The organism is Vibrio sp. A8-1 (assembly GCF_013048685.1).
Lineage (GTDB): Bacteria > Pseudomonadota > Gammaproteobacteria > Enterobacterales > Vibrionaceae > Vibrio > Vibrio metschnikovii.
This window is the reverse complement of record NZ_VHTC01000068.1, coordinates 1-3,348: the sequence shown is the minus strand read 5'-3', so window position 1 is coordinate 3,348 and position 3,348 is coordinate 1. Positions and strand designations below refer to the sequence as shown.

The window sequence follows — 3,348 nt, the reverse complement described above, 5'->3', positions numbered from 1 at the left end:
TAGGGGCTTTCTTTCTGCTCATAACAAACAGGATGAAGCACTGGAATGATCACTCAATAGTAAAAAGTGGATCAAGTGCTGAGTGTCACACTTTTTCTGTCAATAGGGGCTTGGTGAACACTTACTGGCATCGAGCATGCCTTCATCCATATTGATATCGATGATTTGTGCGCCATTAGCCACTTGCTCACGCGCCACGTCTAACGCTTCATCGTACAACTCTTCACGAATAAGACGCTTAAAACGTGCTGAACCGGTGACATTAGTCCGCTCTCCGACATTAACAAACAATGTTTCCTTGGCAATTGTGAGTGGCTCTAAGCCAGAGAGACGACAAGCAACGTTAAGATCAGGTAAACGACGAGGTGCCACGCCTTCGACCGCTTTAGCCATCGCAGCAATGTGCTCAGGCGTCGTACCACAGCAACCGCCCACCATATTCAAAAATCCGGCTTGTGCCCATTCAGCAATATGCTCCGCCATCTCTTCGGGACCGAGATCATAGTCACCAAAGGCATTCGGTAAGCCAGCATTAGGATGAGCAGAGACATAGCTTTCTGATATTCGCGATAATTCAGCGACGTATGGGCGCAGCTCATCGGGACCAAGCGCACAGTTAAGACCAAAAGAGAGTGGTCGAACATGGCGTAGAGAATGATAGAAGGCTTCCGTTGTCTGACCTGAAAGGGTTCTTCCGGACGCATCGGTGATCGTGCCTGAAATCATTACAGGTAATGCGTAACCTAATTCATCAAAGATACCATCAACCGCAAAAGCACAGGCTTTCGCATTAAGCGTATCAAATACCGTTTCAATCATGATCAAATCGCACCCGCCTTCAATCAAGGCTCGCGTCGATTCTGAATAGGCGTCAACCAATTGATCAAAGCTGACATTGCGGTAACCGGGATCATTTACATCGGGCGAGATCGAGCAAGTTCGGTTAGTCGGACCGAGTACACCCGCAACATAGCGTGGTTTATCGGGCGTTTTTTCAGTCCATTCATCGGCGATTTGGCGTGCTAGTTGCGCAGCAGCATAATTAATTTCTGCGCTTAATGACTGCATATCGTAATCGGCCATCGCAATGGTGGTCGAGTTGAAAGTATTCGTTTCTAAAATATCAGCGCCAGCGGCTAAATAAGCATGATGGATCTCTTTGATCAATGATGGCTGAGATAGAACCAAGAGATCATTATTACCTTTAAGATCACAATGCCAATCAGCAAACCTGTTACCTCGGTAGTCTTGCTCTTGTAACTGATAACTCTGAATCATGGTGCCCATACCACCATCAATCAGTAAAATTCTGTGTTTGAGTTGCTGCTCAATTTGCTTGGATACCTGACTTCCCACTGTAAAACCTCACTCCCTTGTATTTATTCCTCATCCTATCACAGTTTAGTTAGAAATCTAGACGTCTAAAAACCAGATTAATGATATCGAAAATCCTGCGATTAACAAAACCTAATTGTTAGAAAATGTTTGCTATTTGTTATCGATACAACGAAAATTTTAATTACACCTTGTTACATAATGAGAAAGAGAATGTCGGTCTACTACACCCTATGCTTTTTATCTGCCGCGGCGATGCTGATTGCTTTTATCAACAGTAAAATAATCAAGATGCAAACCACCATTGCTATTACCGCTGGTTCAATGATGCTTTCGATATTGATCATCATTGCCGGACAAAATGATTGGTTTTATCTCGCACAAATTGCCACTGATACTGTGACGAGAATTAATTTTGAAAGCTTTTTGTTAAAAGGCATATTAGGGTTTCTGCTATTTGCAGGCGGCTTGGGGATCAAACTACCCAATCTAAAAGAACAAAAGTGGGAGATTACCGTACTTGCTCTAGGAGCAACACTCTTCTCTACCTTCTTCATCGGCCTAGTGTTGTATGCCTTTTGTCAGTTTATTGGTATTCAACTTGACCTGATTTATTGTTTACTGTTTGGCTCCCTTATCTCCCCCACGGACCCGATTGCCGTACTTGCGATTGTAAAAAAACTCAATGCACCCAAGCGTATTTCGACCCAAATTGAAGGAGAATCGTTATTTAATGACGGCTTCGGATTGGTTATTTTTGTCACGCTATTCACGATCGCTTTTGGTCATGAAACACCAACGATTGGCAGCGTTACTGTACTGTTTGCTCAAGAAGCATTAGGCGGAATTGCTTACGGCTTTTTACTTGGCCTACTCTTTCATTACTTGATCAGTGCTACTGATGACCATTCTATGGAGCTCTTACTCACTATCGGTATCCCAACCGCAGGGTATGTTTTTGCTGATGTTATCCATGTTTCCGGTCCCTTAGCGATGGTAGTGTCTGGCATTATGATCGGTAACTGGACACGTTTTATCGGTTTTTCTAAAGAGAGTGAAGAGCACTTAGATCATTTCTGGGAGCTCGTAGATGAATTTTTAAATGGCGTATTATTTTTATTGATCGGTATGTCAATGTTGCTGTTTGAATTTCATCAAGAAGATTGGATTCTAATGGCCTTTGCCATTCCACTCGTACTATGTGGACGCTATCTGAGTGTGTGGATATCTTATTTGGGCTTTAAACGCTTTCGTCATTACAACCCATGGTCAGTGAGAATTCTGACTTGGGGAGGATTACGAGGTGGATTGGCGTTAGCCATGGCGCTATCTATCCCAGCAGGGGTAATGGTCATTCCAGATAAATTAATTGATGTGAAAGAATTGGTAATGGTGATGACTTATGCTGTGGTTGTATTTTCCATCTTAGTGCAAGGTTCTACCATTACTCCAATGATTGAAAAAGCGAAGCAGGCCGAGCCAGACAACACTAAAGACTGAGATGAAAATAGCCCTATAAGTTGATCGTTATAGAGCTATTTTATGCCTTATTTTCCCGTTTTATATGCCAATGTTGTGTTCTAATAAGTAAATAACCGAAAATAAAAAAGCCTTAACATTGCTGTTAAGGCTTACGATTTGCTATTAACACCCAACACACGCATCTTTTGGCGATTAGCGGGATCCGCTGCTTTGGAGACTGCCGAACTTAAAAATATTGTACCTAGATCAAAAAAGGTCTTAGTCAAACGACTAAGACCTTTTGTGTCTGGCAGGGGTGGAGAGATTCGAACTCCCAACACGCGGATTTGGAATCCGCTGCTCTACCAATTGGAGCTACACCCCTAAATAATCTTACAACTAAAGCCTTGCTGTTTAGCAAAGCTCTTTATCAGTGGCGGAGCGGACGGGACTCGAACCCGCGACCCCCGGCGTGACAGGCCGGTATTCTAACCAACTGAACTACCGCTCCACATTGTCTTGTTACTCGATAAAGTCTGATTGATGCTTTAT

At 43.2% G+C, this 3,348-nt stretch carries 1 protein-coding gene, 2 tRNA genes and 1 pseudogene; 1 reads left to right on the top strand and 3 read right to left on the bottom strand.

What is annotated here, in order from left to right; genetic code table 11:
* Positions 1-126 precede the first annotated feature (126 nt).
* Positions 127-1,356 (bottom strand): annotated as a pseudogene (locus tag FKN93_RS17065) (homocysteine S-methyltransferase family protein); the annotation flags it as partial.
* A gap of 192 nt (positions 1,357-1,548) precedes the next feature.
* On the opposite strand from FKN93_RS17065, the gene FKN93_RS17060 reads away from it, so the two are divergent.
* On the top strand, positions 1,549-2,835 hold the full coding sequence (locus tag FKN93_RS17060) for a sodium:proton antiporter (protein WP_158144334.1): 1,287 nt from the start codon (positions 1,549-1,551) through the stop codon (positions 2,833-2,835).
* Between the two features lie 269 nt (positions 2,836-3,104).
* Here the strand turns inward: FKN93_RS17060 and FKN93_RS17055 are convergent.
* Both FKN93_RS17055 and FKN93_RS17050 read right to left on the bottom strand, forming a co-directional pair.
* Positions 3,105-3,181 (bottom strand) — tRNA-Trp (locus FKN93_RS17055).
* Positions 3,182-3,230: 49 nt separating this feature from the next.
* A tRNA-Asp gene (locus tag FKN93_RS17050) sits at positions 3,231-3,307 on the bottom strand.
* Between the last annotated feature and the right edge of the window lie 41 nt (positions 3,308-3,348).

Coding starts and splice junctions, on each gene's coding strand:
- FKN93_RS17060 (WP_158144334.1), top strand. CDS start 1,549: ATGTCGGTCTACTACACCCTATGCTTTTTATCTGCCGCGGCGATGCTG.